Raw genomic sequence first — 22,087 nt, 5'->3', positions numbered from 1 at the left:
GCAGCACGGGCACGGCGCGAGCGAACCGCCCCCGGAGCAACACACAGCCGATGCCGCGTAAACTCGCGGAGTGACCCTCCACATCGCCCTGATCAGCCTGCACACGTCGCCAGACGACGACCCGGGCAGCGGTGACGTCGGCGGAATGAATGTCGCGGTCCGTTCAACAGCCATCGCGCTCGCCGCCCAGGGCCACACCGTCGAGATCCTCACCCGCCGCACCGACCCTGCAGGGTCCGCGGCACACGAGCTCGCACCGCGCGTGATTATCCGCCACCTCGACGCGGGCCCAGCCGAACGCCGCGTCAAAGGCGACCACGAGGGCTTCATCCCTGACTTTCGTCGCGCCCTCGAACCGCTCGGCCCCTACGACGTCATCCACTCACACCACTGGTTCTCCGGAGAAGCCGCGCTCGAGTACGCCCGCAGCCGCGGCATCCCGCACGTGCAGAGTTTCCATAGCATCGCCGCGGACCCGTCGACCCCGCTCTCCGAGGGTGAACGCCCCGAATCCCCCGGACGGATGCTCGGTGAAGCGCACCTCGCCCAGGCATCCGACGCGGTCATCACGGTCAGTTCCGCCGAACGCGACACCGTCGTCGAGCGTCTCGGCGCCTCCCCCGCGCACGTGGTCGTGGTGACCCCAGGCGTCGACGCCGACCTCTTCATCCCCGCAACCACGCCGGCCGCCCGGCCCGGCTACATCGTCGCGGCCGCCCGCCTCGAACCGCTCAAGGGACTCGACCTCGCCATCGAGGCGATCGCGGCGCTGCCGGACAGCATCCGCCCTGAGCTCGTCCTCGCCGGCGGACCGACCACCGGCCACGATTCCTACCCGGCCGACCTGCGCGCGCACGCCGATGCGCACGGCCTGGCCGACGGCATCCGCTTCGTGGGCCCGCAGTCACGGAACGACCTCGCCGCCCTGCTGCGCGGCGCCAGGATGCTGCTCGTCCCGTCACACTCCGAAACCTACGGACTCGTCGCCCTCGAGGCCGCAGCAAGCGGCATCCCGGTCGTCGCGACAGCATCGGGCGGACTGCTCGAGGCGGTCGACGACGGGGTCACCGGGCTGCTTCTCGACTCGCGTGAACCCGCCGTGTGGACGGATGCCATCAGCAGGCTCCTCACCGACGACGCCCTCGCCGCGCGCATCGGCACCGCAGCGCGCGTCCGTGCCGAACGCTTCACCTGGGACCGCACCGCTGCGGCCACCGCCGACGTCTACACCCGACTCCTGAACCACCGAACGGACCTCGCTTCGTGACCGATCTTCTCCCCACGCCCGGCATTCTCGACGGCGTCAGCTCCGTGCTGTTCGCCCACGCGCACCCCGACGACGAAACACTCGCCTCCGGCGGGCTCATCGCCGAACTCGTCGCGCGCGGCGTGCGGGTGACGTTGCTGACGGCATCCCGCGGCGAACGTGGCGAGATCGTCTCCGGTGCACTCCCTGCCGACACCGACGCGGATGCCCTCACCCGCGCCCGCGAGAACGAGCTGGCCGGCGCAGTGGCCGCGTTGGGCATCAGCGCGCAGTACTGGCTCGGTGAACAGCCGGCCCGGGCGGCCGGGCTGCCGTTACGGCGCTACCGGGACTCCGGAATGGAGTGGATCCGCCCAGGGTTGGCCGGCCCGGCCGGCGATGCGGATGCCGATGCCCTCTCGGTCGTGCCACTCGACCAGGTCGTGGACGACGTCGCCGCGCTGCTCGCGTTCGAACAGCCCTCGCTCGTGATCAGCTACGACTCCGACGGTGGATACGGCCACCCCGACCACGTGCGCATCGGTGAGGCCGCTCTGGCGGCATCCGTCACGGCGGGGATTCCGTATGCCGAACTGCTCGAGACGCAGTCGGATGCCGCCGAATGGTTCGCCCTGTCCGGGCACCACGACCGTGTGACCGCCGCGCTCCGCTGCCACGCGAGCCAGCTCACCGTTGTGGGCGACGACATCGTGCACTCGGGTGGGCAGCGGCATCCGATCGGAACCGACGTCGGGCTGCGCATCGTCGAACCCGCCGATGTGCCCGCACTCTCGCTGCGGGACCTGCGCGAGCTGCTCGACCAGCACTAAGCCGCGGCCCGGTCCCCGGGTTCGTGGGGGCTCGGGGCATCCATGCTGCACTTGTGTGTCGATGCTGCAGTTGCAACTGCAGCATCGACAAGGAAGTGCAGCACGGGAGTCGAGACGAGTCTGCCTACCCGACGAGCGGTCAGTCGTCGAAGACGTTCCAGCAGATCGGGCTTCGCGTGCGCTGATCCTCGAGAACGAGATCACGGATGCCGATTGGCAGCTGCTCCCGCTGCCGGTCGCGTTCACCGAGGCGCAACTCGTCCGCGTCCTCTGCCGAACCGGATGCCGCGACGGCGCGGATCGCATATGCGGCTGCGCCCAGATCGTGCGCGGCAACGTGTGCGACGGCAACAGCCTGCCCAGCCGACAGAGCGGCGAATCGTGCGGCGTCGCTGAGCTCCTTGCCTGCTGCGTTTGCCCCGAACGACATCTGGTGGGCGTCCTTCATCGGCACGTCACCGCGGATCCACGCCCGGGTCATGTCGATGGCGCGCCGGGGCCTGTCGTCATCGGGAGCTTCACGCTCGAACAGAGGCAGAACGTGCTCGGCGCAGGTGGCCGCCCACTCCGCGAGGAGGTGATGATCGGCATCCGTGAGCGTCCCACCACGACGGATGGTGATGAGACGAGGGTCACGCTCTGTCGGCAGGATCGGCATCCGACCAGTGTGCACGAGCAGCAGGGGCCCGACATGCACACCGCGCGCACTGCCCGAGCAATAAACTGGCAGCAGACGGGAAATCCATTGACCACACAGCTTCCACCTCGCAAAAGCGGCCGCGCGACCATCTCTGACGTCGCGGCTCTCGCCGGCGTCTCCCCCGGAGCCGTCTCCAAGGTGTTCAACGGAAACGGCCGCATCTCCGAGGCGACGAGTACCCGCATCCGTGAGGCTGCCCGCACCCTCAACTGGACCCCGAACCCGGCCGCCATCGCTCTCCGCACCGCTCGTGCGCAGGCGATCGGCCTCGTGCTCAACAGCTCCTCTGAGACACCGGATGTCGGGGCCGCAAGCGTCGGCCTCATCTCGGGCATCGAATCCGTCCTCGCCCCGCGCGAATACGGGCTGCTGCTCAACGTGTTCATGGTCGGTTCTCATGACGAAACCACGTTCTACCGCAACCTCGCCGAGCGGCAGCGCATGGACGGCGTCATCCTCACCAGCTCGCTGATCGACGACACCCGGTTCGATCTCATGCGAGAGGTCGGCCTCCCCGCCGTCCTCGTCGGAACACCGTGGAAGCCCGGCGTCGTCGAGTACATCGACGCAGACCCACCCAACGCCGGCATCCCCGAATCGGTGAAGCACCTCGTCGACCTCGGCCACCGCCGCATCGCCTACATCGGTGGGCCGTCCGCGTTCGTGCTTCCGAACATCCGCCGCAGCGCCGTCGAAGACACGCTCGCCGCGCTCGGCATCACCCCGCTTGCGGTGATCAGCACCGAGTATTCACCGGATGCGGCCGCCGTGGAAACCAGGAAGCTCCTCGATCTGGATGCTCCGCCGACTGCCATCATGTACGGCACGGATACGATGGCGATCGCCGGCATGCGCACGGCACAGAGTCGTGGACTCCGGGTACCCGAGGACCTCTCCGTCGTCGGCTACGAGGGCCTTCAGGTCGGCGAGTGGGTCGATCCGCAGCTGACCACGGTGCAACGTTTCGCGGTGCAGCGCGGCCGGGCGGCCGCCGCCAAGCTCATCCGACTGCTCGGTGAAGAAGTCACCGACGAGCCGCTCGAGAAGCCGGTGCTCGTCGTCCGAGCGTCGACCGGGCCTGCGCCCCGCGTCTAGCGCACACCCGCCCCCGCGGCACCATGCTGCACTTCCATGCCCGCGCTGCACTTCCAGCGGCTCCCGCGGCATCCATGCTGCACTTGTGTGTCGATGCTGCAGTTGCAACAGCAGCATCGACACGAAAGTGCAGCACAGGCCAGAACGTTCAGAACCCGAGCGCCGCCATCACCAGGAGACCCGCACCAGCCCGAGCTCGAACACGGTCGGCAGCACGACGACGACCCGGCCGGCGTCGTCGAGGCTCCAGTCGGCACGCCTCACCTCGTCACCGTCGAACACGTCGACCGTGATGTCACCGGCTCCGAGGCTCCGGCCGACCGCGGTCGACAACCGCGCAAGGTCGATCGACGCGGTCAGTCCGTCGAGCGGCCACACGTCGCGCTGCTGGCCCCGCATCGCCATCGGCCCGGTGAGATTTGCGAACGCGATCGCGTAGTCGCTCTCGCCTGCCCAGACGGCGGAGTCGATCAGCCCGGCACCAGTGATCTCCACGGCGGGCTCGTCGCCGAGGCCCTCACGCACGGCGTTGCCGAGCAGGATGAGGTGGTCCTCCAGCAGAACCTCTCCGTACAGTTCCGCAGCGTTGAAGCCGAGCACGCTGACGTGCCCGTCCCCGACAGCACCACCGAACACCGCGGGCGTCACGGCTTCCGACCGCGGATACACCTCTTCCATCGGCAGGTCGGGGTGATCAGGCACGAATCGCCAGTCCACGGTGAGGTGAGCTGGCGTCTCGAAGGTCGCCAGTCGTGTGCCTCCGATGATCCGTGTGGCCCCATCGAATCCTCGGTGCAGCCGGCCGTTTGCGGCGGGAACAATGTAATTGTTCCTCACGATCCCGTCGCGCCGCTCGACCAGTTCCGCCCCGAGCAGGTCGCCGACCAGCAGTCGTCCGTCCGGCGTCTGCGGGCCCGTGCCGATGACGACCAGTGAGCCTCCGTCCTGCACGAAACGACGCAGAGCGGATGCCGACTCCGCGGCGATCTCGCTGACCTCCGGCAGGATGACGAGGCGGGTCTCCGGCGCGAGCAACCGATGCTGGCTGCGGTCGTTCACGTACTCGAACGGCACCCGCAGTTCGACGAGAGCCTGATAGATGCCGATGCCCGCCCTGCGGACCCGGTCGGTGACGAGCGGACCGTCGACGTCCCAGACACAGACCTCCGCGGCCGGACGGCTCCCCTGCCAGAGCGAGGCCACGTCGCGGTGCAATCCGAACGCACGCTCCACCGCGGGGATCCAGCGCGAGTCGTGGATGCGTGCCGCGAATTTCGTGAACCAGGGGAAGGCCCCGTGCACGAATCCGTCGACGATCCAGCCGACCGTCTCAGCAGACGCGTTGACCGAGTCCTTCCAGCGGTAGCCGTGCGACTCGGGGCCGACAGACGTGATGAGTCCGACGGGCTTGTCGGGATAGATCGAGCGGGTGCGCTTGGCGTCGCGGCCCGCCGCCCACTGCGTCTCCCCCTCGTTGCGAGCCTGATGATCGACGAGGAAGAACGGCACGTGGTCGCGCGCGACCGCGTCGTCGAGTTCACCGGCGGCGAAAGACCCGAGATTGGGGATGAAGCGGACAGACGGTTTGACCGCACGCACCTGCTCATCCCAGTGGGCTACGAGTTCGCTCAGGCGTGACCGCCTCCAGCGGTGGTAGGTCGACCAGAGAGCGGAGCCGGGCGCGTCGGCCGATGTCGGCAACTCGAGTCCGCTGTTCGCGCGGAACAACCGCCGCGCCGTCTCGGTGTACGAGGGACCGTGGCCCTGCCACCGGTTGGCGAAGATGGCGTCCACGTCGTAGTCCGCGGCGATCTCACGGGCCACCTGGGTGGTGAACTCCCAGTTGTAATCACCGTAGGCATCGGTGACATACGTGCCAGGGAACGCCCAGTGCTCGAAGTGCTTCCCGTCTTCGGTACGCGCGATCCACTCGGGATGCGCGTCGACGACATCCTGATGCACGGCGTGCGGGTCGATTCGAGCCATCACCGACATCCCGCGAGACCGGGCGAGGTCGACGACCTCGCCGAGGAGATCGCGGCTGCCGAGATGCATGCTGCGGTAGTGCATCGGGATCTTCGTGGGATAGAACGCGATATAGCCTCCGGCGCTGATGCAGATCGCCGTCGATGACGTGCGCTCCAGAACATCCGCCCACTCGGCGAGGTCGAAGGTGAGCGGGTCGTCTTCGACGAAGGTGAGTTGAGTCCAGCGCTGTTCGCCGTCATACCAGCGGGCAGCCGGGGTGGGAAGGCTCGTCGCCGTCGTTGTGATGGTGGTCATTTGATTCCCGTCGTCGCGATGCCCTTGATGATGTGTTTCTGGGCGAAGAGGAAGAACAGCAGGATCGGCACCAGCGAGACGAGCGACATGGCGAACATGATGCCGATCCCGCTCTGTGTCTCTGTGTCGACGAGCGATTTGAGGGCGACAGGCACCGTGTAGAGCTTCGTCTTCGTGAGATAGAGCAGCGGCCCGAAGTAGTCGTTCCACGTCCAGATGAAGGTGAAGATCGTCGTGGTGATCAGCGCCGGTTGCATGAGCGGCAGGATGACCGACCAGAAGATCCGGAACGGCCCGGCACCGTCGAGCATCGCCGCGTGGTCGAGTTCCCTCGGGATCGAGCGGATGAACTGCACCATCAGGAAGATGAAGACGGCGTCCGTCGCGAGGAACTTCGGAACGAGCAGAGGCGCATAGGTATTGATCCAGCCGATCTCGGCGAAAAGGATGTACTGCGGAATGATCAGCACGTGGAACGGCAGCATCATCGTCAGCAGTGCGAGGCCGAAGTAGAGCTTGTTGCCGCGGAAGTTCAGCCGAGCCAGCGCATACGCGGTGAGGGCGCAGGAGAACAGGTTGCCGAGGATCGAGCCGACAGCGACGATGCCCGAGTTGACCAGAAAGGTGGTGAACGGGGTACCGAGGGCATCCCAGCCGCCGGTGTAGTTCTCCGTCGTCACTTCGCTCGGGAACAGTCCGGTCTGCGACAGGATGAGATTGCTCGGTTTGAACGAACTCACCACCATCCAGAGCAGCGGATAGAGCATCAGCAGCGCGAAGATCGTCAGAAAGATGTGCCGGAGCAGCCGTTTCCCCCGCCCGTTCGAACGCCGCGGTGGCTTCTTCTCGTCGAGGTCGGGGTTGAGCGAATCGAGGGTGGGATGTGCGATGACCATTATTCGTCTCCGTAGTAGACCCAGCGCCGCGAGGCGATGAAGTTGGCGCCCGTCGCGACGGCGATGACGATGAGGAGCACCCAGGCCATGGCTGCGGCGTAGCCCATGTCGAAGCTGCGGAAACCCTCCTGGTAGATGTACAGCGTGTAGAAGAGGGTGGAGTCCAGAGGCCCGCCGGTCCCTCCGCTCACGACGTGCGCCTGCGTGAAGGCCTGGAACGCGCTGATCATCTGGAGGATCAGGTTGAGGAAGATGATCGGGGTAAGCAGCGGAATGGTGATCGACATGAACCGTCTCACTCGCCCGGCACCATCGACCTCAGCAGCCTCGAGTAGTTCCTCGGGGATCTGACGCAAACCGGCGAGGAAGATGACCATCGGCGAACCGAACGTCCACACGTTGAGCACGATGAGTGTCCACGGCGCGGTGTCCGGGTTCTGCAGCCAACTGTCCGCCTCGATCCCGAAAAAGGCGAGCGCGGTGTTGATCAGCCCGGCGTCACCGAAGATCTGACGCCAGAGGATCGCGATCGCGACGCTCCCACCGAGCAGCGACGGCAGGTAGAACGCACTGCGGTACAGCGACAGCCCCCGAAGCCCCTTGTCGAGCAGGATCGCCAGGAACAGCGCGAACCCGAGCTGGAGCGGAACCGAAACGACGACGTAGAGCAGAGTGACGCGCACCGCAGCCCAGAAACGTTCGTCCTCCGCCATCCGGGTGAAGTTGTCGAAGCCGATGAACTCGGGCGTCGTGAGCAGGTCGTAGTCGGTGAACGCCAGCACGGCGGATGCCACGAGCGGTCCGGCCGTGACCAGGATCATCCCGAGCATCCACGGCAGGAGGAAGATGTGGGCGATCCACCCCTGTCGCTCGTGGGAGGCGCCGCGTCTGCGCTTCTTCGCTGGCGTCGGTGCCGGGGTGGATTCCGGGGGCGATTCCGGGGGCTCGATGGTGCCCCTGTCTGAGAGAGCAGTCATTACGCTTTCTCGATCTCCGAGGTGACGGCCGAGACGAAGTTCTTCGAGGCATCCTTCACCGAACGATCGCCGAGGGTCACGCCCTCGAGTTCACGCACGAGGATGTCACGCCAGGTGCCGGATCCGGCCGGAGCCTCCGACCGTGCGCGCTGCTCGCGCGTGGCGACGTCGCGCGTGCTCGCGATGACCTTCTGCTCGTCGGCAGACGCCGATGACTCGTACGAGTCGAGGAGCTTCGCGCTGGGCGGAGCGCCCGCTGAGAGGCCGACGAGCTTGAGCAGGTCGAGCGAGTTGAGGTTGAAGTTCATCAGCTCGGCTGCCGCGGCCACCCGGTCGTCTTCGGTGCCCTGGTACATCGCGAACCGGCTGTAGTAGGTGAAGTGGTAGCCGGCCTCTGCGTCGGCGAATGCCGGCAGGTCACGCTGGTCGAATTCGTAGTCCGGGAAGACCGGGGCTTCGTCGACGATGTGGTTGGAATTGGCGAAGCTCATGAGGATCTTGCCGCCGGTGTCGCCCCAGCCCGGCTGGATGCCGTCCTGCTCGCTGATGCTTGTGGTCGCGCCCGCCTTGCGCAGCGTCTCCCACCAGTTGATCCACTCGGCGACGCTCTCCGTGCTCGCGCCGAGTTTGCCGTCCTTCGTCCACAGGTCTTCACCGCGCTGGCGCAGGTACGACTCGAACGGCATGTCGTGGTACGCACCGTACGTGGTGCCCTTGTGGCCGCCGGAGTTGTTCTTCGCGTAGTCGATGAGAAGTTCGGAGAGGCCTTCCCAGGTCAGCTTCTCGGGGATGGTGACGCCATCCTGGTCGAGGAACGTTTTGTTGTACCGCAGGATCGGGCTGAACATCGACTTCGGCAGGGTGTTGAGTTCACCGTCGAGCTGGAAGAGCTTGATCTCGGCGTCGGTGAAGGCGCTGAGGTCGAGCGCATCGATGTCGTCGAGCGGCCGGTAGATTCCGGCATCCCGGTAGGTGAGCACCTGGGGTGAGGGAATCCAGAAGACCTCGGGCACGTCGCGGGCGGCCATCTGCGTGGTCATCCGCTCCTGGTAAGCGTCGTAGTCGCCGAACTCGGGCTCGACCGTGATCTCGGGGAAGGACTTGCTGAAACTGTCGAGTGAGGCGATATAGGCCTTCTGCCGGTCGACGCCGCCCCACCAGGCGAACCGGATGGTTCCTGCGGCCGCACCGCCGCCTCCTCCGGCGCTACCCGAGGTTCCCGGTGCGCATCCGGTGAGTGCCAGGGCGCCGATCGAGAGCGCTCCGAGGCCGGTGAATGTCAGAAAGGTTCTGCGGTTGACGTCCTGCATGGTGTCCTTCTTTCGATACGGCTTTGTATGAATGATGTGAGGGTGAAGCGGATGTCGGCGTCAGACCAGGGCGGTGACGTCGACACGGTTGAGGAGCGGGCGGGAGGAGAGGCGTCGTCGCAGGTTGGCGCGAAAGATCTCCGCTCCCCTGGCGGCGGTCGCCGGCGTCGTCGCACCGTTGTGCGGTGTCACGAGAACGTTGGGGAGGGTCCAGAACGGCGAATCTTCTGGCAGCGGCTCGACCGTGTGCGCGTCGAGTCCTGCCGCGGCGAGCGGCCCGGATTTCAATGCTGCCAGCAGATCGGTGTCGCGGACGATTCCGCCCCGCGACACCACGACGAGAGAAGCGCCCGGTCGAAGTGCGGAAAGCACGGAAGCATCGATGGCGCCGTGTGTCTCCGGCGTGCTGGCAGCAGTGACGACGAGCACGTCGCACAGTGCAGCGAATTCATGGATGCCCTCCGGCCCGAACATCTCGTCGACGAGCTCGGTGTCACGGCTCGGGTCCCTGCGCAGGGCGACGACCCGCATGCCGAATGCTCGGGCCCGCGTCGCCAATTCGCGCCCGACGTTGCCGAATCCGTAGATACCCATCGTCAGGCCGTGCAATTCTGCGTGTGTGAACCGGTCCCAGCGGCCGGCGCGCTGCGCCGCGAGCCAGCGCGGGGCATCCCGGTTGAGCATCAGGGTCAGCATGAGCGCGTGCTCAGCGAGCGGGATCGCACCGTTACCTGCTGAGGAGGTCACGGTGATGCCGCTCTGCCGCAGCTGGGGGCCGACATCACCCTCGACTCCTGCCGCCCACGAGTGCACCCAGTCGAGCGCGGGCAGCGACGCGAGTTCGTCGTCGTGCACCCGGCCCGCGGCTACCGTGATCTCGCCGGCTGCCGACGCCGCGTCCGTCACGATCTCGAGAGACGGATGCTCCTCGCGGAGCGCGGCAACGAGGCGCTCTCCTTCACCGCCGCGCACGAGCACGATCTCGTGGTCAGGAGACATGGTCGGCCCCCTCGATCACGATGACCGCGAACCGGTCGAGCGGACCGAACTCGACGACGAGGTCCTCGCCGTCCCTGGTCGTCTGCGGCTCCGACTGGTCATTCGTCGGGCTGAGCAGGCGAGTAGCGGAACCAGCGACGCCGGCGACCCGCAGTCGTACGGCTCCGATCGGCACGACCGGGCCGAAGCCGTTGCGACGCTGGCCGGAATGGTTGAGCAGGTGGATGACGAGCCCGGCAGCCGATCGACCAAGGATGACCTCGACCTGTTCGGGCGCGTCGACGGTGACCGGGAGACTGCCGGCGGCGAGCTCGGCGACCAGGTCGATCGCAGCATCCCGCACCGAGGTCAGGGTGAGGCCGGTGTACGCGATCCCAGGCAGCCAGCCCAGCTGGACGACCCGGCCGGCCCCGGACTCGAGCACTCCGCAGGCGAAGTGGTCACCGGCGATGTGCCCATACGCTTTCTCGGGCGGCCCGTATGGAGCAGACGGGATGATCCGCTGCCGTCGCTCGACGCCGGCCTTCCAGTCGAGAATGTGCTGGCGGCCGTAGCGCGCGATCACCGTCGAGCCCTCGATGCTCTCGGCGGGCTGCAGTTGCAGGTACGACGACTTGAGCGAGTGGGCGTCACTCTCGGTCGCGGTCTGACGCGACGCGGGCACCCAGTTCGCGGTGGTCCCGTCCGGTCGGATGCCGGTCGCTCCTGTGGCGAGGACCCGGCCGCCGTCCGCGATGAACGCAGCGAAGGCGGCATCCTGATCATCACTGAGGGCGGCGAGGTCGGGAGCGAGGAGAACGCGGAATCGTGTGAGTGGGATGCGGCTGAGCGACTCGGCTGGCACGACATCGAACGGGATGTGCCGTTCGATCAGACCAAGGAACAGCCCGCGAAACTCGGCGACCGATTCCGCATGCCGCGCGGGTGGGGAGCTCAGCGGGTCAGGGCGCACGAGGCCGACCGTCGCAGCGGGGGCCAGCCCGTCATAGACCGCCCGATGGTCGCGGTGAAAACGGGTGACCGTGGCCGCGGCCGGCAGGCAGTCGTAGTCGATGCGTCCGGGTGCTCCCATGATGTACGTCGACGGGTTGGCCCCGCGCGCGATGGCCTGGGTCAGGTATTCGGCGAACATCTCGGGCTGCTCGCCGGCCATCCGGTATGGCATGTCGAAGAAGGTGACGGCGTTGACGAGCACGGCCTTCTCGGGCTGCGAGATCCGGAAGCCGCTCACCGAGTCGGAGGTGGCGTGCGGCCAGAGCGTGCGCCCCAGCGCGTTGTTGGCCTCGTGGAAGAGGATGTCGGCGGAACGACCGAGAATGAGCCCGGCTTCCGGGTTGCGAGCATGGATGTGACGACGGATGCGATCGGTGAGCGCGTCGATCGTGCGACTGGCGAACCGCTTCCACTCGAGGTAGCTCTCGTCGGCGGCCCCGGTCGGAAGCTCGGTGATCCCGGTGAGAGCGGTGAATCCGCTGCGGCATGCGGCGCAATGGCAGACGCCGTGCACGGTTCCGCCGTAGTCGACCTCGTTGAAACCGAACCAGTTGAAGAAGAACCCGTCGACCGGGTAGCGGTCGAGGATCTCGTCGAGGATGTCGAGCGTGCGGTCCTGGTAGTAGCCGGCGCTCGGGCACACGCTGACGAGTCCTTCGTAGACCTGTCGCTCGCCTGACGCAGACACGAAGCACCATTCGGGGTGCTCGTCGGCGATGCGCGGGGAGATCTTCGAGAAGTCCATCCGGGCGAGCAGTCGGATGCCGCGTGCGTGCGCCGCCGTGATCGCGTCACCGACGAGGTCCCCGCTCGCACGCCCCGCGAGGGCGGGGTTGCGGGTCTGGAACGGTAGTGCGGTCGGGTAGTGAGACAGGATGCCGCCGACGTTGAGGAGCCAGACGCCGGCGCCGTGCTCCTCGACGGCGGTGAGAGCGGCATCCACATCGAGGTCGGCGTCGATCTCACGGAGGTTGGTCTGGAACATCTGGAACGGGTGGTTCCACCAACCGGTCCGCTCATCGGTTGCAGTCGCGTCGTCGGTGGGGATCGTCATCGTCATGCGCGGGCTCCCACGTTCGCCTCACGGGCGAGGGTCACGAGCGCCGAGTGGTCGAGCCCGCCGTCGCCGCGGGTCACCAGCGATTGGACGAACTGCGAGATGAGCGCGGTCACGGGGAGCGCGGTGCCGGTCTTGCGGGCGGCATCCCGAACGATACCGAGGTCTTTGTGGTGGAGTTCGATGCGGAACCCGGGGCGGAAGTTCTCGGCGAGGACGCCGTTCACCTTGCGGTCGATCACCGTGCTACCGCCGAGGCCCTTGGCGATCACCGAGAGCGCCGTGCCGACATCCGTTTTCTGGGCTTCGAGAAAGACGATGGCTTCGGCGAGCATCTGCAGGTGCCCGGCGACCATCAGCTGGTTGGCCGCTTTGACGACCTGGCCGGAGCCGGAATCGCCGACGTGAACAATGGTGCCTCCCATCGCGGAGAGAACATTTCGCCAACGGTCGAGGTCTGCGGCGTTCCCACCGACCATGATCGACAGGGTGCCTTCCTGGGCTCCGGCCTCTCCGCCCGAGACGGGGGCGTCCAGCACTGCATGCCCCTTTTCACGGAGGCGGTCGGCGACGAGTCGGGCAGACTCCGGGGTGATCGTGCTCATGTCGATGTAGCCGGCGCCCGGCTCGATGCTGGCGAGGACGCCGTCGTCGCCGAGGACGACCGCTTCGACGTCGGGAGAGTCGGGGAGCATCGTGAGAACGAGTTCCGCCCCGGCGACGGCTGCTGCCACGGAGTCAACGGCGGTGATTCCGAGGTCGGCGAGGCCTGCCCGGGCGGATTCGGATCGCGCATAACCCCGGACGTCGTGGCCGGCGTTCACGAGGTTGGCGGCCATGGGCCGTCCCATCACACCGAGGCCGATGAATCCGATGACAGTCATGCGTTCAATCTCCTTTGATCCGAGCGAACCGATCCGGCGCGAAAGAACCCTCGCGAGGTATATCGATTTCCCTTAGTATTTCGATATACCAATTCGGAAGTCAAGACCCAATTTCTTCACCGTCGAGGAAGGCGCGCATTATGAAGTTCTCCGCAAATCTGTCGATCCTGTTCCCCGAGCTGGCGTTCACCGACCGAGCGGCCGCTGCCCATGCGGCCGGTTTCGACGCCGTGGAATGCTGGTGGCCGTTCACCGATCCGACCCCTGATCCGGCGCCGTCGAGCGCCAGGATCACGGCGTTCGTCGACACTCTCGACCGCGCAGGAGTGCGGCTGACTGGCCTGAATTTCTACGCGGGCGACATGCCGGCGGGCGACCGCGGCATCCTCTCGCACCCGGATGCCACCGATGCGTTCGACGCGAACCTCGTGGTGGTGCGTGAGATCGCGGAACGCACCGGATGCCGCCACTTCAACGCCCTGTACGGCCAGCGCCTGCCCGGCGTCGACCCGGACCTGCAGGATCTGACCGCGGTCAGAAACCTGACCAGGGCGGCGGAAAACCTTGCAGACATCGGCGGAGTGATTCTGCTCGAGCCGTTGAGTTCCGGAGAGAACGGCGACTATCCGCTCGCGACCCCCGACGACGCCTGCGCTGTGATCGACCGTGTGGGCTCGCCCGCGGTGCGGTTGCTGTTCGACGCGTATCACCTGACGAACAACGGGGTGGATGTGGTCGCCGCCGTGACCGAGCTCGCGCCGCGGATCGGGCACATCCAGATCGCTGACAGCCCGGGTCGCGGGCAGCCGGGCACCGGAACGATCGACTACGACGGGTTCTTCACTGCGGTGGAAGCGACCGGTTATGACGGTGTGGTCGGCTGTGAGTACAGGCCGCACGGGCCGACGGTCGAGAGCTTCGACTGGATGACCAAGCGAAGCTGAGGGCACGGGCGGCTCGCCCTCGTCGTGACGCAGTTGCGCGCCGATGCTGCAGCTTCAGCGGTCGGCACCGCCTCCATGCTGCACTTATGTGGCGATGCTGCAGTTGCAACAGCAGCATCGGCAAGAAAGTGCAGCATCGGCAATTGAATGCCACTCCAGCCAGCCCCGGAAACCCTCGCACGTGTCCCCCAAATGGCCGACACCCATGGCCCACATTCGGGGGTACTCTCAGGAACACTGTGCCGGGGCAACGAGGCCCCGGTCTGACTGTCACACTCCACAGAAGGAGCAATACATGATTCAGAGACGCAAACTGGGCACCATGTTGGGGGCAACCCTCGCGACCGGTGCACTGATCGCCGTCGGCTTCGCGGGCCCCGCATACGCGGGCAACGGCAACGGAAACGGGAACGGCAACAAGTCGGTCTCGCAGCAGTTGCGCAAGGCTGTCACCGCCACCGGAGTCAATCAACACCTCAAGGCTCTCCAGAAAGTCGCGGATGCCAATGGCGGCAACCGTGCAGCAGGAACGCCTGGCCACGTGGCATCCGCTGCGTACATGGAAGCGAAACTGAAGAAGGCGGGCTACACCACCTGGCGCCAGCCGTTCACCTACGACAAGTCGGTCGTCGACACCGCCGTCCTCGACCAGACCGCGCCCACCACCGTCAGCTATGAGTACGGAGTCGACTTCGTCGAGGCGACGAATGCCTCAGAGGGAGACATCTCCGGTGCGGTGCAGGCCGTCGACGTCAACCTCGTCGGCGACCGCGCCTCCACCAGCGCCTGTGAAGACACCGACTTCGACAACTTCACCGCCGGCAGCATCGCCCTCGTACAGCGGGGTACCTGCGACTTCCGCACGAAAGCCGAGAATGCCCTCGCCAACGGGGCCGTCGGCGTGATCATCTTCAACCAGGGCAACGCCAGCGAGTCCGAGGACCGCGAGGCCCTCTTCGGCGGCACCCTGGGTGACACGATCTTCTCGCTCCCCGTAGCGACGACGACCTTTGCGCTCGGTGAGACACTCGCCAACACGGCCGGCGCCGAAGTGCGCCTTGCCTTCGATGCGCACATCGAGACCGTGAACACCTTCAACCTCTTCGCAGACAGCCGGTTCGGTGACGTCAACAAGACGATCGTCGTCGGTGGACACCTCGACAGCGTCGCTGAAGGCCCCGGCATCAACGACAACGGCTCGGGAACCGCCTCGATGCTCGAGACGGCCATCCAGATGACCAAGACGAAGATCGTTCCGAAGAACAAGGTGCGTTTCGCATTCTGGAGCGGTGAAGAAGACGGCCTCCTCGGCTCGAACTACTACGTCGCCCAGCTGAGTGCCGCACAGATCGCGCAGCACGCCGCCAACCTCAACTTCGACATGGTCGGCTCGCCCAACGCGGTGCGTTTCGTCTATGACGGAAACGGGGACGCCTTCGGAACCGAAGGGCCGACCGGATCGGATGCCATCGAGACCACGTTCGAGGACTACTTCGCCTCGCAGGGACTCGAGACGGCACCGACCGCGTTCGACGGACGCAGTGACTATTTCGCGTTCATCGAGAACGGCATCCCGGCTGGTGGATTGTTCACCGGAGCTGAAGGTCGCAAGACCGTGGACGAGGCCGCCATCTTCGGCGGCACGGCCGGCGCCGCGTACGACCCGTGCTACCACGCGGCGTGCGACGACATCAACAACATCGACCAGAAGGTGCTCGGACAGATGGCTGACGCCATCGCTCACGCCACGGTCGTCTACGCCGAAGCCAAGACCCTCAAGGGTCACGGCAAGGGCAATGGAAAAAACCACAACAACAAGAGCTACGGCAAGAACCATGGCTCGGAGAAGTTCGGCTACAAGGGATACGACAAGGGACGCTGACGCTCCCGCATGAAAAGGCCTCGGGGTCTCTGCGCATCGCGCGGGGGCCCCGAGTGCTGTGTGCCTACAGCTCGATCAGCTGCAGATGTACCGGCACGGGGTCGCCCTCGCCGATCCCCTCAGCGGCACGAACGGCCTTCTTCACGGGGAGGATGTAGACGCCCTCGGTGCTGTCGGGGAACACCGACGTGTCCCAGGTCGAGCTGCCGACGGTGACGCGTACTTTGACCGAGCCGAAACCCCGCGGCATCCGTGGCAGTTCGCGGATGTCGTCACTCGCCTCCGCCGGCAGCGACACGAAGAACCACGCGGCATTGCCGCTCCAGGCCCAGAGTGGAGCAGTGAAGTCGAAGTCCATGCCTGATGGTAACCGGCGCTCGCTGCTGCAAATTCAGGAACGTGCCCCAAATTCAGGAGATTCACTCCGACACGCCGACTAGCGGCGTGCCCACAACGGCGTGTCGCCAGAACCTCCTGAATTTGGAGGGATGGCGGAGCAGCCGCCGATGCGAGCGGGTTACTCCACCTTCGGGAGAGGCCGGGGCAGCCGCTCCCCCAGCGGACCGCTCGGCTCGACTCCGTTGCGCACCGCCGCAAGCCGTTCGGTCAGCGCCTCGACGACTGCATCTCTCTTGCCGTGGGATTCCTCGTAAGCAAGCAGCGCCAAGATTCCATCGGCGCCGAGCGATTCGGAGAGGTGCGGGTGGCCCCCCGAATCCATGCTGGACGACTGCGCCGCACCGGACACCATTACGTCGTTCATGGTCCCCTCCACCCGATGCCATGACCGGCATCCCCTCATGATCCATTGAACGGGTTCACCCCGCCTGCAACAAGGGTATTGACAGCCGCCGACAGTGCTGTTCCGGCAACCGTCGTTCCGGCCGCAAGTGGGTCGCGGGCGCGAGCGCTGCAGTTCCATTCCGGTGCTGATGGTGCAACCGCAGTACTCGAATGCTCGAGCAGCACTCCGGCAGTGGCCCTACTCGACGAGCGCCTCGGCGCGGGTTGCGCGGTAGGCGGTCACGGCATCCCGGGCCTCTTGCAGGATGAGGTCGCCGTTGACGGCCGCCCCCGCACGCAGACCCTGCGCGGCCGAGGTGACGACCTGGCCCATCAGGTCGGTGACGTTGCCTGCCGCCCATACGCCGGGGACCGACGTCGCACCGAACTCATCCGCCTCGATGAAGCTGCCCATGCCCATCGGGTGCGTGGTGACCTCGGCGCCGAGCGACTCGAGCAGTTCGCTGCGCGCCGTGAAGATCGGGGCGACGACGAGCTCTTCGATCGGGTGGACCGATCCGTCCTCGAGGGTGACACTGCTCAGCGTTGTTCCGGATGCCTCCACAGACGCGACGCGTCCGCGCACGAGGTCGATGCCGAGGGCCGCAAGCTGGTCGAGCTCGTCGTCGGTCGGTTCAGGTGCCTGGTGCAGGAACACGGTCACACGGTCGCTGAGCTGCCGGAACATCATGGCCTGATGCATGGCGGCCGGTCCGGTCGCGAGGATGCCGATCGCGTGGTCGCGCACCTCCCAGCCGTGGCAGTAGGGGCAGTGCAGCACGTTTCGACCCCAGCGTTCGCGCAGGCCGGGGATGTTCGGGAGTTCGTCGACGAGTCCGGTCGTGACGATGAGGCGACGGCCGGCGATCACGTCGCCGTCGTCCGTGGTGACGGCGAAACCGGCGTCCGTCCGCTCGACTGAGATGGCGGTGCCGCGGATGATGGTGCCACCGTAACCTTCGACCTCGGCGCGACCGAGCTGCATCAGCTCGGCGGGCGGGGTTCCGTCACGGGTGAGGAAATTGTGGACACCGGATGCCGGAGCGTTGCGGGGCTCGCCCGCATCGATCACGACGGCGGAACGGCGCGAGCGGCCCAGCGCGGTCGCAGCGCTGAGCCCGGCGGCGCCGCCACCGACGATGACCGCATCGAAGAGAATGGGAGTGGTGTGGTTTGTCATATTCATAGGGTCGCCCCGGAGCATCCGTATTGACAAGCTTTGTTGCTGCAATGGCAAACTGGGGTCATGGAAACCACAGAAGAGATCCTCACCGCCGTCGGGCCGCGCCTGCGAGCGCTGCGGCTGCGGCGACAGGTCACCCTCGCCGACCTGTCGACAGCGACGGGCATCTCGGTGAGCACACTGTCGCGGCTCGAATCGGGGCAGCGCCGCCCGAACCTCGAGTTGCTGCTGCCGCTCGCCCGGGAGCACGGCGTTCCGCTCGACGAACTCGTCGGGGCGCCTGCGACCGGGGATCCACGCATCCACATCCGGCCGCTGAAGCGGTTCGGCATGACGGTGCTTCCGCTGAGTCGCGACAACGGCGGCCTGCAAGCGTTCAAGTTCGTCATCCCTGCGTCGTCGCCGCGCAACGAGCCCGCTCCGAAAACCCACGAGGGATACGAGTGGATCTACGTTCTCAAAGGTGAGCTGCGGCTCGTTCTCGGGGAGCACGACCTCGTCCTCGCAGCGGGCGAGGCTGCAGAATTCAGCACCCAGACGCCGCACTGGTTCGGTCGGGCAGGCGACAGTGTGGTCGAGTTCCTCAGCCTGTTCAGCAAGCAGGGCGAACGGATGCATGTGCGCGCGAAGCCGCAGAAGGCCGGGGACTGACGCGGCATCGGGCGTTGCGGTCGCTGCGAGCACCCACGCGAACTTCTCAGGCTGGCCAGGGGTAGAGCAGGACGACCGCGCCCGCGACCGAGAGAAAGGTTCGCAGGTGGTTCGCGCGCGTCCACGGCCGGTCGAACGCGTCCCACGCCGATGCCCGGTCGGATGCTGCACCGAGGCGGGTGTTCAGCGGAACGTTGACGGCAACGGTCGATATCCAGCTCAGCACCGAGAGCACGGCACCGACGGCGTGAAGGGGCGGCAGCCCGTTCTGGATATCAGGCACCGCAACGACGAGCACCCCGATCGAAGCCGCGGCGGCACCGAAGAACACGATCATGAATGGGGCGCGGACCGCCTGTACATTGATCGCGACCATGGCTGCTCCCGCTTCGGCGGAAGGTCGCCGACGTAGGGCGGGCATCACCACAGCTGAGAACGCGAAGTAGAAGCCACCGGCGACGGCCGTCAGCACGCCAGCGACCAACGGCACCCAGTCCGTCATACGGGAGCGGTCTCGGAGGAACGTTTCGGTGCGCGCGGGGTCATGGTTCGAGTGTGCCGCACGAAGCCACCGGAGCGCTACGACAGTCGACCAGGCTCCTTCGGGTTGTAGAGCCAGCCGAGCCAGCCATCGTTCGTTGGCATGATCTCATAGCCACCGCAGACGAGAACGATGTCAGGGCGCTCGGCGGCAGACCAGGTCGCGGTCAGCACAGGGGCGCCGATGCGCGGCTGCTCCACGCACTCGCCGCGCGGCGGGCTGCTCGATTCGATGCGGATCGTCGAGATCCGCTCATCCCTGGTTGCGATGCGACGGATGCCGGTGGCATCCGTCGGGATCCAACCGGGGATCTCGCCGCCGACCCAGTCTTCAGCCGCGGTGTCGTAGGTCGCGAAGTGGTCTTCGTGCGCGTTGCGCAGGTAGCTTTCGACGGAATCGACGGAGCATCCGCTGAGGGCGATGGATGCCGTCGCCGCAAGCACGAGGGCGGCCGTGAGCCTGGGAAGAAGTGCCATGTTCCCAGTTCAGCGCGTCGGCGGCGCCAGCGGATCAGCTCGGAGGATGACCGGGCCCCGACCAGAGGATGAGATCCCGGGGGGTCGCGGGCGCTTGGGTGCGGGTGGCGTCGGCGCTCACCCGTGCTGCACCTTTGTGTCGATGCTGCAGTTGCAACTACAGCATCGACAAGGAAGTGCAGCATCGACCGAGCGACACCACTGCCCTCACCACCGTTCCTCCACAACCCGGGTCGTTCGCCCCGATTACCCCGAGGTGGGGCGATTTCGGTCGCGGATCGTGCGCCACCGGCATCCTGAACTCTGTGGTTCAGACGATTCGACGACGCGAGCAACTCCTTCTCGGCACGACGGATGCCGTGCTGCGCTCGCACAGCCAGAAGGGCACCATCGTCCGGTTCGCCCGTGGCTCGTATCTGCCTGCAGCGGAATGGGTGGCGCTCGAGGCGATGGAGCGGCACCGGCTCCGGGCGCTCGAGGCTGTCGACCGTTCTCGCTCAGGTGTGGTCCTCTCGTACTTCGCGGCGTGCGCGATCTGAGGCATCCGCATCCTGGGCTCGTGGCCGACGTTGATCGATGTGGAGGTCGGGCGCTCGAACGGTGGTCGGTCGAGTGGGGCGCTCGCCCGGCATTCGCGCCCACTGGCGAGCCTCGAGATCGTCGAGCTCGACGGGCTGGCGCTGACGTCGCCGGCGCAGAGCGTCGTCGACGTCGCCCGAACGATGCGATTCCCGGATGCCGTGGCCGCGATGGATTCGGCCCTCTATGCCCGGCGAACAGGAGGCCCGCTCTGCACCCGCGACGAGATCGAGGCCGTTATCGAGCGAAGTGCAGGTCAACCTGGAGTTGCGCGTGCTCGCGCCGCCGCGGCATTCGCGACCTCGTTGTCGGACTCCGTCGAAGAGTCGCACAGTCGGGTTCAGATCCATCTGCTCGGCTTTCCGGCACCGGAACTGCAGGTGCGGATCCGGCTCCCGAACGGCACGACGGCACTCCCCGACTTCTACTGGCGTGAGTTCGACCACGCGGGCGAGTGCGACGGCAGGTCGAAGTACACGGACCCGGCGTTCCTGCGCGGGCGCACGGCCGCGGAGGCCGTCATCGACGAGAAGAACCGCGAGAACCAGCTTCGCCAGGTTGTCGGTCGCGTCTCACGGTGGGAACCGAAGCATCTGTATCCGCCGCGGCAGTTGTACGACATCCTCACGCAGGACGGACTGCCGTCTTCGAAGCGGCGCCCGTCGTAGCCAGGCGCGCTCTCGCCGAGTGGCCACTCCCCGCATCGAAGCTGCGGTCGCGTGCCCATGCTGCACCTTTGTGTCGCCGCTGCACCTTTGTGTCCATGCTGCACCTTTGTGTCGCCGCGGCTCACCCATGCTGCACCTTTGTGTCGATGCTGCAGTTGCAACTGCAGCATCGACAAAGAAGTGCAGCACGCGCGCCGGATGGCCCGACCAGCACGGCCGATCGGGCCATCCCAAACGGCGTCAGTTGCGCTGCATTGTGCGCGTGCGGCCGAACAGCACCGTCGCGGCTCCGAGCAACATCATCAGCGCAGCGAGCTGCAGCAGCAGTGCCGCGCTGGTTGTGCCGGTTTCAGCCAGCTGAGGATCGGTGGCTGATGCCGCCACCTGCCCGGCCATGGATACGTCCGTTGTGGATGCCGCCACCTGCGCGCCCGTGGAAGCGTCCGTTCCGGATGCGCTGACACCTTCACCGGGTCCGTCGCCAGGAACCATGGGAGTGGTGGGCTCGGTCGGGTCCGTGGGGACGACCGGAGTGGTCGGCGTGACCACTGTTCCCGCAGCATCGGTCGAAGTGTCACCGATGACGGCAACGCTGTTTCCACCGAGGTCGATCGGGAGGCTGACCACCGGAGCGGTCTGCGTCCCACCGAGCACACTCTCGTCACCCGAGGTGGACGAACCATCGGTGCCAGCAGGAACCACAGAACCACCGGTCGTCGAACCCGAAGCAGCCGAGTCACCGACCACCGAAACCGCATTGCCGCCGACGGCAACCGGAGCCGTCACAGCAGGAACAACCTGCGTCCCACCGAGCACACTCTCGTCACCCGAGGTGGACGAACCATCTGTCCGTGCAGGAACCTCAGCAGAAGAACCGCCAGTGCTCGAACCAGCACTGGAGGAATCACCCAGCACGCTGATGCTGTTGCCCCCAAGCGTGACCGGAACAGTCACGCCCGGTGAGACCTGGCTCCCTCCAGCGATGGCGTCATCACCCGAGGTTGTGGCCGGCACTGCTCCAAAACCCGATCCGGTCGCAGCCGACGAGTCCGCCGACGAGGAGTCCCCGACGACCGAAACGGCGTTTCCGCCGACGTTCACGGGAACCGA

General features: G+C 66.5%; 21 protein-coding genes and 1 pseudogene. 8 read left to right on the top strand and 14 right to left on the bottom strand.

Features of this window, described 5'->3' with window-relative positions; all coding sequences use genetic code 11:
* Window positions 1-70: 70 nt before the first annotated feature.
* Together IWX78_RS06815 and IWX78_RS06810 are read left to right on the top strand one after the other, a co-directional pair.
* On the top strand, window positions 71-1,267 hold the full coding sequence (locus IWX78_RS06815; protein WP_334684608.1) for a glycosyltransferase: 1,197 nt from the start codon (window positions 71-73) through the stop codon (window positions 1,265-1,267).
* Window positions 1,264-2,076 (top strand): PIG-L deacetylase family protein, encoded by an 813-nt coding sequence (locus IWX78_RS06810; protein ID WP_196832782.1) that lies wholly within the window; start codon window positions 1,264-1,266, stop codon window positions 2,074-2,076. The genes IWX78_RS06815 and IWX78_RS06810 overlap by 4 nt, the downstream gene beginning before the upstream one ends.
* A 139-nt stretch (window positions 2,077-2,215) precedes the next feature.
* Here the strand turns inward: IWX78_RS06810 and IWX78_RS06805 are convergent, their stop codons facing one another.
* Complete coding sequence (locus IWX78_RS06805) at window positions 2,216-2,734, bottom strand: putative immunity protein (RefSeq protein WP_196832781.1); 519 nt, start codon at window positions 2,732-2,734, stop codon at window positions 2,216-2,218.
* A gap of 87 nt (window positions 2,735-2,821) precedes the next feature.
* On the opposite strand from IWX78_RS06805, the gene IWX78_RS06800 reads away from it, so the two are divergent.
* Complete coding sequence (locus IWX78_RS06800) at window positions 2,822-3,871, top strand: LacI family DNA-binding transcriptional regulator (RefSeq protein ID WP_196832780.1); 1,050 nt, start codon at window positions 2,822-2,824, stop codon at window positions 3,869-3,871.
* A gap of 168 nt (window positions 3,872-4,039) precedes the next feature.
* Here the strand turns inward: IWX78_RS06800 and IWX78_RS06795 are convergent, their stop codons facing one another.
* The 7 genes from IWX78_RS06795 to IWX78_RS06765 are packed head-to-tail and all read right to left on the bottom strand — an operon-like array spanning window position 4,040 to window position 13,270.
* Complete coding sequence (locus IWX78_RS06795; RefSeq protein ID WP_196832779.1) at window positions 4,040-6,154, bottom strand: family 10 glycosylhydrolase; 2,115 nt, start codon at window positions 6,152-6,154, stop codon at window positions 4,040-4,042.
* Window positions 6,151-7,050, bottom strand: coding sequence for a carbohydrate ABC transporter permease (locus IWX78_RS06790; protein WP_196832778.1), 900 nt, complete (start codon window positions 7,048-7,050; stop codon window positions 6,151-6,153). The genes IWX78_RS06795 and IWX78_RS06790 overlap by 4 nt, the downstream gene beginning before the upstream one ends.
* The gene (locus IWX78_RS06785; RefSeq protein WP_196832777.1) at window positions 7,050-8,027 is read right to left on the bottom strand and encodes a carbohydrate ABC transporter permease; all 978 of its coding nucleotides are present in this window, start codon (window positions 8,025-8,027) and stop codon (window positions 7,050-7,052) included. Before IWX78_RS06785 ends, IWX78_RS06790 begins: the two co-directional genes overlap by 1 nt.
* Window positions 8,027-9,337, bottom strand: coding sequence for an ABC transporter substrate-binding protein (locus IWX78_RS06780; protein WP_196832776.1), 1,311 nt, complete (start codon window positions 9,335-9,337; stop codon window positions 8,027-8,029). Before IWX78_RS06780 ends, IWX78_RS06785 begins: the two co-directional genes overlap by 1 nt.
* 60 nt (window positions 9,338-9,397) lie before the next feature.
* Window positions 9,398-10,336 (bottom strand): D-2-hydroxyacid dehydrogenase, encoded by a 939-nt coding sequence (locus IWX78_RS06775; protein WP_196832775.1) that lies wholly within the window; start codon window positions 10,334-10,336, stop codon window positions 9,398-9,400.
* The gene (locus IWX78_RS06770; protein ID WP_196832774.1) at window positions 10,326-12,389 is read right to left on the bottom strand and encodes a beta-galactosidase trimerization domain-containing protein; all 2,064 of its coding nucleotides are present in this window, start codon (window positions 12,387-12,389) and stop codon (window positions 10,326-10,328) included. The genes IWX78_RS06775 and IWX78_RS06770 overlap by 11 nt, the downstream gene beginning before the upstream one ends.
* The gene (locus IWX78_RS06765) at window positions 12,386-13,270 is read right to left on the bottom strand and encodes an NAD(P)-dependent oxidoreductase (protein WP_196832773.1); all 885 of its coding nucleotides are present in this window, start codon (window positions 13,268-13,270) and stop codon (window positions 12,386-12,388) included. The genes IWX78_RS06770 and IWX78_RS06765 overlap by 4 nt, the downstream gene beginning before the upstream one ends.
* A gap of 140 nt (window positions 13,271-13,410) precedes the next feature.
* On the opposite strand from IWX78_RS06765, the gene IWX78_RS06760 reads away from it, so the two are divergent.
* Together IWX78_RS06760 and IWX78_RS06755 are read left to right on the top strand one after the other, a co-directional pair.
* A complete protein-coding gene (locus IWX78_RS06760) occupies window positions 13,411-14,214 on the top strand; it encodes a hydroxypyruvate isomerase family protein (RefSeq protein WP_196832772.1) in 804 nt (267 codons plus the stop codon).
* Between the two features lie 295 nt (window positions 14,215-14,509).
* A complete protein-coding gene (locus tag IWX78_RS06755; protein ID WP_196832771.1) occupies window positions 14,510-16,096 on the top strand; it encodes a M20/M25/M40 family metallo-hydrolase in 1,587 nt (528 codons plus the stop codon).
* 64 nt (window positions 16,097-16,160) lie between these two features.
* Here the strand turns inward: IWX78_RS06755 and IWX78_RS06750 are convergent, their stop codons facing one another.
* The 3 genes from IWX78_RS06750 to IWX78_RS06740 all read right to left on the bottom strand — a co-directional run bounded on the left by IWX78_RS06750 (window position 16,161) and on the right by IWX78_RS06740 (window position 18,059).
* On the bottom strand, window positions 16,161-16,454 hold the full coding sequence (locus tag IWX78_RS06750) for a DUF1905 domain-containing protein (RefSeq protein WP_196832770.1): 294 nt from the start codon (window positions 16,452-16,454) through the stop codon (window positions 16,161-16,163).
* A 159-nt stretch (window positions 16,455-16,613) separates the two neighbouring features.
* Window positions 16,614-16,859 carry a hypothetical protein gene (locus IWX78_RS06745; RefSeq protein ID WP_196832769.1) on the bottom strand — a complete coding sequence of 82 codons (246 nt, stop codon included), beginning with the start codon at window positions 16,857-16,859 and terminating at the stop codon, window positions 16,614-16,616.
* Between the two features lie 219 nt (window positions 16,860-17,078).
* Window positions 17,079-18,059: an NAD(P)/FAD-dependent oxidoreductase gene (locus tag IWX78_RS06740; protein ID WP_334684607.1), complete on the bottom strand. Its 981-nt coding sequence runs from the start codon at window positions 18,057-18,059 to the stop codon at window positions 17,079-17,081.
* A 66-nt stretch (window positions 18,060-18,125) separates the two neighbouring features.
* Here IWX78_RS06740 and IWX78_RS06735 point away from each other — a divergent pair, with 66 nt between their 5' ends.
* Window positions 18,126-18,713, top strand: a complete 588-nt coding sequence (locus IWX78_RS06735) for a helix-turn-helix domain-containing protein (protein WP_196832767.1) — start codon at window positions 18,126-18,128, stop codon at window positions 18,711-18,713.
* 46 nt (window positions 18,714-18,759) lie between these two features.
* Here the strand turns inward: IWX78_RS06735 and IWX78_RS06730 are convergent, their stop codons facing one another.
* Window positions 18,760-19,215 (bottom strand): anthrone oxygenase family protein, encoded by a 456-nt coding sequence (locus IWX78_RS06730; RefSeq protein ID WP_196832766.1) that lies wholly within the window; start codon window positions 19,213-19,215, stop codon window positions 18,760-18,762.
* Between the two features lie 77 nt (window positions 19,216-19,292).
* The gene (locus IWX78_RS06725) at window positions 19,293-19,730 is read right to left on the bottom strand and encodes a hypothetical protein (RefSeq protein ID WP_196832765.1); all 438 of its coding nucleotides are present in this window, start codon (window positions 19,728-19,730) and stop codon (window positions 19,293-19,295) included.
* A gap of 305 nt (window positions 19,731-20,035) precedes the next feature.
* Here IWX78_RS06725 and IWX78_RS06720 point away from each other — a divergent pair, with 305 nt between their 5' ends.
* Both IWX78_RS06720 and IWX78_RS06715 read left to right on the top strand, forming a co-directional pair.
* Window positions 20,036-20,269: a hypothetical protein gene (locus IWX78_RS06720; protein WP_196832764.1), complete on the top strand. Its 234-nt coding sequence runs from the start codon at window positions 20,036-20,038 to the stop codon at window positions 20,267-20,269.
* A gap of 39 nt (window positions 20,270-20,308) precedes the next feature.
* Window positions 20,309-20,977 carry a hypothetical protein gene (locus IWX78_RS06715; RefSeq protein WP_196832763.1) on the top strand — a complete coding sequence of 223 codons (669 nt, stop codon included), beginning with the start codon at window positions 20,309-20,311 and terminating at the stop codon, window positions 20,975-20,977.
* A 240-nt stretch (window positions 20,978-21,217) separates the two neighbouring features.
* Here IWX78_RS06715 and IWX78_RS06710 read toward each other — a convergent pair.
* Window positions 21,218-22,087, bottom strand: a pseudogene (locus tag IWX78_RS06710) (hypothetical protein); the annotation flags it as partial.

This window comes from Mycetocola sp. CAN_C7 (assembly GCF_015752285.1).
Lineage (GTDB): Bacteria > Actinomycetota > Actinomycetes > Actinomycetales > Microbacteriaceae > Mycetocola_A.
Note: the sequence above shows the minus strand (reverse complement) of the source record. Positions and strands in the feature narration are given on the sequence as shown.